This is a genomic window from uncultured Succinivibrio sp. (assembly GCF_902756765.1).
Classification (GTDB): domain Bacteria; phylum Pseudomonadota; class Gammaproteobacteria; order Enterobacterales; family Succinivibrionaceae; genus Succinivibrio.
Genome location: NZ_CACVSS010000086.1, coordinates 1 through 7060 on the forward strand (window position 1 = coordinate 1; position 7060 = coordinate 7060).

Sequence of the window (7060 nt, forward strand, 5' to 3'; positions counted from 1 at the left end):
CCCTGAAGCACATGAACATGGTCTAGAGGTACTCCATGCTTCTTTGAAAACTCCTCAGCGAGCTGGTTGGTAACATCCTGTGGACTTGCAATACCACCACCAACAATTCTAGATTCAGAAATATTGCCTCGCATTGTACCTGCGTTATGTGGAACAATGCAGTTTGCAACATGAAGTTCTCCATCAAAGCTCTGAGCAAAAGATGAAGCTGACTTAAACAGATATTCATCTAGTTTCTTAGAATGAGCAACCTCAAGGAAATCGATAGCTAAAACAACAGCGCCTCCAAGAACAGACTCGCCTCCAGCCTCTCTTACCACAAGAACAGGAATTTCACTCTTGCGCATAATAGTACTGTCGATATTACTTATAAACAGATCTTTAATGGCATTACGCTTGTTTGCAGAAATTACTGCAAGATCATATCCACCTTCACTGCATTCTTTGATAAATCCATCAGCAACATCATGATTAAAAATCAGCTTAAATGAAATATTATCAACACTATATGATCTGCGGATTCTTTCAAACTCAGATTCTTCCTTAACTTTAATCTGATCTTTATCATCAGTTTCTGCATATTCATTTATTACTCTGACTGCAACAATTTCAAAGTCAGGGTTCATACGTGCGTACTGAGCAGCACGATCTAGTGCAGGCTGAGATGGTCTTGGTTTAAGTAAAACTGCAAATTTCTTAGGGGCCGACGTCATCATAGAAAACCTCCTTTAGCAACGATTTCATCTCGATTATAGTTTGATTTTTTTGAAAAAAATAAGACATCAAGCCATAAAGTTAAAACAATTTATTCAATTTTTGTTGCAAATCAAATTTATATTCACTTTTATTGCACATATTGCAACACATATATTTTTATATTGCATAGAATTAAATAAAAGTTATAATAAAAATCACATTAGTTTTAGGAATAAAAAATGACACAGAGAACAATTTCTTTTACGGATGCGGTATTTGCCTTAAATGAAACAAAAGATGTGTCTATAGGCAATATAAAAATTTCACCAAATGATCTGATCGTTCTTATCGGAGGAAACGGCTCAGGAAAAACTTCTGTTGCAAAAGCCTTCAATGCAGAGCTGCCTTTAAAGTCTGGAGTAGCACCTGATAACTACCACCCGACTCTGGTTTCATTTGAAAAACAGATGGAACTGTTTGAAGCTGATTATCAGATGAGAAATTCAGACTGCACTACTCCAGATGAGGAAATTGGTATTACTCCCGCAAAAATTTTTAAAGATGATGATAAGGAAACCATTGCAAAACTGGTTGAAGGCTTAAAGCTTCAGAATCTTATTGATAAGCCTATAAGACAGCTTTCCGGTGGAGAAGGAAGAAAAATACTATTGGCCCACGCGCTGGCATCTAAGCCTAATCTGATTATTTTTGATACTCCATTTGACGCTCTTGATGTTCAGACACGAGCAGAGCTTTTAAAACTGATTGAGGAAATTCATAAAGTATACAGCACACCTACAGTATTAATTGTTAACAGACCATCAGAAATACCAGCTTCCCTCACTGCAATGGGAATCATTCATGACTGTAGGATCACCAAGCTGGATAGCAGAGAAGAAATTGAAAAAAATGAGGACGCAAAAGCACTTTTGGGCAGTATATCTGTTAATGTGGACTCTCTGCCACCAGTTCCGGTTAAATATCGACTTCCAGAAATTCAGGATGATTACATTGTTAAGCTCAACAAGGTAAATATCGAATATGAGAGAAAGGTTTTAGATAACCTTACCTTCAGAGTGAAGAAAGGAGAAAACTGGCATATTATGGGGCCAAACGGAGCCGGTAAATCTACCCTGCTCTCTCTTATAACCGGAGATAATCCTTTTGTCTATACCAATGACGTAACAGTATTTGGATTCAAACGCGGAAATGGAGAATCAATCTGGGATATCAAAAAATATTTTGGCGTTGTTTCCGGAGCCCTGCATCTTGACTATAGAGTCAATGGAACCGCTCTAAACGTTGTATTGTCAGGTTTCTATGATTCTATAGGTCTTTATTCAAAACCATCTGATGAGGAAATTAGTGTAGCCAAAAGATGGCTAAAACTTGCAGGACTTCAGACAAAACAGGATATGCCGTTCAAATCTCTATCCTTTGGACAACAGCGTCTTCTGCTTATAGTACGAGCTCTTGTAAAACAGCCTCCTCTACTGATACTTGATGAACCGCTTCAGGGACTTGACGGCTATGCACGAGCACTGGTTAAATCGTTTATTAGTAAAGTTGTAGAATCTAAAAAAACAAGTATTCTTTTCGTTTCACATCATGCAGAAGATCTGCCAGCAGGATTTACGAACAGACTGGAATTTGTCAAAAAGGTGGATTCAGAAGACTATGATGTAAGACAGGAAAAGCTTTAGAAGAATCTGTAAGAGATATGGCCAGTATCACTACTGGCCATTTTTGTTTGTTGTGAATTGCTAACTTATAAAGACTGCAGCTCTTTTTTAGCTAAGGCTGACGAACTTGCATTTGGATAAGTCTTAATAAGGACATCAAAGAATTTCTTAGCCTTCTCCTTGTCACCTAAAGCCTTTGAAGTAACACCTAACTTATACAGAGCATCTGCTCTTTTATCAGATTCCTTGAATTTAGCTGTATTAAGGAAACTGATTCTTGCATCTTCAAATTTATTCTGCTTATACTGAATCTGACCTAACCAGTACCAGGCGTTAGGGGTTAACGCATTGCCAGAATACTTGGTGGTATAACTCTTAAAGCCTTTAGCTGCCGCATCCAGATCACCCTTGTTCAGTAAGGCGTACGATTCCTGATAAAGTTTCTGTGCTTCGGCAGGTACAGATGGAAGATTAGCTTTAGCAACAGTTCCTTTCTTAGCAGGAGATAAGGTTGCATTTCCACCGCCTAACTCAGTCTTCATAGCAACTGTCTGATTCTTGCCATCAGCAGGAACGCTGGTATTCTCTGCAGGTGCTGCTGGATTAGGCGCGGTTGTTGCCATCTGAGATAGCTGAGCCTTTAGTTTTTCATTTTCAGCTGCCAGAAGATTTTTCTCATGGTTTAATTCTTCTATCTGTCCCTGAGACTCAGCCAGCTTATCCTGAAGCTGCTGAATCTGATTCTGCATGTTCAGCATTGCTCGCTGCATAGAATCAGTCTGGGCATCAGCATAAACCGGGGAGGTTACAGCCACGGCTGAACAGATTAAAGAGATTGCAACTGCTCTTTTTGACAAGGAAATAATTGTATTCACCTAATTACCTCAAAAACGAAATCTGAACTTTGCAATTTCCGACTATAACAGTCTGAAGTTTTTGTACATATTAAAAAGGCGTAAAAATACCTTTTACGCCCCTTATATATTCATCTGAATTTAAATTAGTAATTTAAAACAGCACGACGGTTCTTTGACCAGGCACCCTCATTGTGGCCATCAACTGCAGGCTTTTCTTCACCATAGCTTACAATTGAAAGCTGATTTACATCAACGCCTAGATTCTGCATGTAACGAGCAACAGAACGAGCTCTTCTTTCACCTAGAGCAATGTTGTATTCTGGGGTACCGCGCTCATCAGTATGACCTTCAATGATAACTCTTGCATCAGGATTCTTCTTTAGATACTGAGCATGAGCCTGCATTACTCCCAGGTACTGATCCTGGATGTTTTCTGAGTTGTATGCAAAGTATACAGTATTGTTACCCTGTAACTCTGCAGGACCATTGAAACCATCACGGGCATTTGGATCACCAACGGTTAATGCACCATCAGCATCTAGGCCTAGAGCTGCATCTGATGAGCCATCTTCAACCATAGCAGAAGAATCATCTGATGTAGAACAAGCAGTTAAAGAGCAAATTGCTACTGAGCACAGTAAAATTGACAAATACTTCTTAAACATTTTCTATTCCTTAATTTATGAAGTTATTTTGATAAAAGTGGACCCCAAGCAGGTGCGCTTATCTCACCTGAACTTGAAGGAAGGTTTGCCTTAAATCTGCCGTCAGCTGAAACTAGGGCTAGACCTTTTCTACCCTGATATACTGTTGAGTATATTACCATACTTCCGTTAGGAGCAACACTTGGAGATTCATCTAAAGATGATGTAGTAAGCATATAAATGCTTCCATCTGCATCTACACGTGCTACACGGAAACCGTTAACCTGAGTAATAACAATCAGAGAATTTGTACCTGGAATTGATTTTGCGGAAAGGTTACGTGCACCCTGATAGGTCACACGCTCTGTCTTGCTGGTTGCAAAATCAAACTTATAAATCTGAGCCTTGCCACCGCGCTCTGAGGTGAAGTATAAAGCCTTGCTGTCTGGAGCCCAGGTTGGTTCGGTATCAATTGCTCTATTTGCAGTTACACGAACGAACTTTGAAGCATTCAGATCGTAGTAATAAATATCTGGCTGACCATCCTTTGAAAGGGTCATAGCAATCTTACTGCCATCAGGAGACCATGAAGGAGAGCTGTTTAGACCAGAGAATGATGATAACTTGGTACGCTTCTTTGAATAAATGTCCTGAACGAAGATTGCAGGAGTTCTCTTCTCAAAACTTACATAAGCAAGTCTCTTGCCGTCTGGTGACCATGCAGGAGTCATAACAGGCTGAGTTGACTTAACAACAGGAGTCTCGTTATAGCCGTCATAATCAGCAGTCATCAGCTGATAAGGGAAAGCTGCACCTTTCTTGTATACAACATAAGCGATACGGGTTCTGAAACAGCCTTTCTGACCAGTGAATACCTCATATACTCTATCTGATACGCGGTGAGCAGCCTGACGCATGGTTGCAACTGAGGAATTACCCTTGAAGTGAGCCAAAACCTTGCCCTTGTTGGCCCCCTGAAGTCCGGTAACCACAAACTCAACATTATAGTTGTTGGCACCAACCTCGTTTACGATACCTGAAACAACAACCTCAGCACCAGTTGCTGCAACTGCATCAAGATTAGTAACACTGCCGTTTGCAACAGCGCCCTGAGGAAGAGCTGATGCTGCAATTGGAGAAAACTTACCTGATCTCATTAAATCTGCAGAAACAACTGAAGCAACATCCAATTTTACAGCAGGATTCTGTGTAAATGGATAGACTGCAATTTTGTGGCCTTCATTAATACCACCTGTAATCTCAATCTGCAGATCTGCATTAGCTGTAGTAGCAGCTAAGAGAAAAGCAATTGATGCAAAAAAACGTTTTAGCATTCTTTAATAACTCCCCTTGTACATTATATTAACCAGCCTTTGCTTATTTAAAGCTTAGGTGTCATTGAAATTTTAATATTTGAGCATTCTGGACAGGTTGCAGGTGGTGCAGGAAACATTCCTACCAGTCTGATTGCGTCCAGTGCACTCTTACATACTTTCTCATCGCCCTGACAGCTTTCATCAGATACGAGTCCGTTTGAACCGATCTTGATTGTAACAACAACCTTCTTTCCGTTCATTGAAGGATCGATTCTCCAGTTCTGTTCAATCAGACCACGGACTTTGTCACCGTATCCGGCTTCACCACCGCCTCCGCCTGAACCTAAGCCCTGACCGTTAACTTCATCTCCGTCGGCAGTACCTAAAATATCATCCTCTAGAGAATCAGCCTCTGCTTTGGCTTTTGCCTCAGCCTGTGCTTTTGCCTTAGCTTCAGCTTCTGCTTTCTTCTTTGCAGCTTCCTCAGCTTTTTTCTTTGCTTCAGCCTCTGCTTTCTTCTTTTCTTCTAATTTTTTCTTCTCTTCGAGCTTTTTATTCTCTTCGAGCTTTTTCTTCTCTTCAATTTTTTTCTGCTCTTCGAGCTTCTTTTTCTCTTCTAGTTTTTTCTTTTCTTCTTCAAGCTTTTTCTTTTCAGCTTCAAGTTTCTTTTTCTGCTCTTCAAGCTTTTTCTTTTCTTCTAGTTTTTTCTTTTCCTCAGCTTTTTTCAGAGCAAGCTTCTTTGCTTCTTCCTGCTGTTTCTGAATTTTCTGTTCCTGAATCTTCTGCTCTTCGATACGTTTTTCAAGTTCTCTCTTAGCTTCCTGCTGTTTCTGAAGTTGTTCCTGTTTGGTATCAGGTTCTTCTACGACCGGAGCAGGTGCCTGTTTTTTAGCAGAAGCTTTTCCATTTGGATTACCCTTTGCTGGAGGGACAAAGGTAGCATGCATTATATCTCCCTGCCCCATATTTGGCTTTGACGGTTTACTTAATGAAACACGGACCAATAGTACGCCAAGAATAACCAAATGAAGGATCACCGCCAATATAAAGGCAACCTTCATGTTAATCTTCATAACAATAATACCTAAAACTTAATTAATTAGAGATTGGTTCAGTAACCAAACCAACACTCTTAACGCCACCGTTTTTCAGTGCATTCATAAGCTGAATTACATTGTCATATGCAACCTGGGCGTCCCCCTGTACAACTACAGGACGCTGATGAACCTGATCTTTTTGCAGTTCAGCTGCAACATAATTGGTTAACTCATCAAGACTGCCCATTTTTACTGTTGAGGTATCAATAGTCACATAAAACTGACCAACCTTATCCACTGTAGCAATAATAGGAGTCATTTCGTCCTGATTCATTGTTTCAGCTTTTGCCTGAGGAAGATCGACGGTAACGCCCTGCATAACAACAGGAGCTGTTGCAATAAAAATAACCAGAAGAACCAGCATAACGTCAATGTATGGAACCACATTGATTTCAGCCTTAGCTCTTGATTTAGTATGTCTGGTACGGGCCATCTGCATTTTTACTGTCCCTGTAATGGTGAACGGGAAGTATTACGGTATCTATCTCCCTCTACACCAGGAGTCTGGTAAGGTGAACTCTGAGTATTTGCTCTGGCTCTTGAATACTGATTCTGATGTTCTTCACCTAATGGGTGATTGAAGCTTTTCTGAGAATAACCGTTAGATGGCTGAACATTATTCTGTGGAACTTCATTGTTCTTCATATTCATTTCAGAACGAACTCTTACCAGTCTTCGATTAAGAATAGTAGCGAACTCATCCATGAAGTTAATGTAGCGATTCTCTAAAGCCTCTACCTTAGAAACGAATCTGTTGTAGAACATAAC

Annotated in this window: 7 protein-coding genes and 1 pseudogene; 1 reads left to right on the top strand and 7 read right to left on the bottom strand. The window is 40.1% G+C overall.

Annotation, left to right across the window (positions count from 1 at the left end; translation table 11 throughout):
- The coding region (locus QZU45_RS10025) for a universal stress protein (protein WP_295354901.1) at positions 1 to 716 on the bottom strand (716 nt) is incomplete at its 3' end.
- A gap of 219 nt (positions 717 to 935) precedes the next feature.
- Here QZU45_RS10025 and modF point away from each other — a divergent pair.
- Positions 936 to 2399, top strand: a complete 1464-nt coding sequence (gene modF, locus QZU45_RS10030; protein ID WP_295354904.1) for a molybdate ABC transporter ATP-binding protein ModF — start codon at positions 936 to 938, stop codon at positions 2397 to 2399.
- A gap of 65 nt (positions 2400 to 2464) precedes the next feature.
- Here the strand turns inward: modF and ybgF are convergent, their stop codons facing one another.
- From ybgF to QZU45_RS10060, 6 genes and pseudogenes are all read right to left on the bottom strand, one after another.
- Entirely contained in the window at positions 2465 to 3253 is a 789-nt protein-coding gene (gene ybgF, locus QZU45_RS10035; RefSeq protein WP_295354906.1) for a tol-pal system protein YbgF, read from the bottom strand.
- A gap of 125 nt (positions 3254 to 3378) precedes the next feature.
- Positions 3379 to 3900, bottom strand: a complete 522-nt coding sequence (gene pal, locus QZU45_RS10040) for a peptidoglycan-associated lipoprotein Pal (protein WP_074840633.1) — start codon at positions 3898 to 3900, stop codon at positions 3379 to 3381.
- A 23-nt stretch (positions 3901 to 3923) separates the two neighbouring features.
- A complete protein-coding gene (gene tolB / locus QZU45_RS10045) occupies positions 3924 to 5213 on the bottom strand; it encodes a Tol-Pal system beta propeller repeat protein TolB (protein WP_074840631.1) in 1290 nt (429 codons plus the stop codon).
- Positions 5214 to 5260: 47 nt separating this feature from the next.
- Positions 5261 to 6268, bottom strand: coding sequence for a cell envelope integrity protein TolA (gene tolA, locus QZU45_RS10050; protein WP_295354910.1), 1008 nt, complete (start codon positions 6266 to 6268; stop codon positions 5261 to 5263).
- A gap of 22 nt (positions 6269 to 6290) precedes the next feature.
- Positions 6291 to 6731 carry a protein TolR gene (gene tolR / locus QZU45_RS10055; RefSeq protein WP_295354912.1) on the bottom strand — a complete coding sequence of 147 codons (441 nt, stop codon included), beginning with the start codon at positions 6729 to 6731 and terminating at the stop codon, positions 6291 to 6293.
- 2 nt (positions 6732 to 6733) lie between these two features.
- Positions 6734 to 7060 (bottom strand): annotated as a pseudogene (locus tag QZU45_RS10060) (hypothetical protein); the annotation flags it as partial.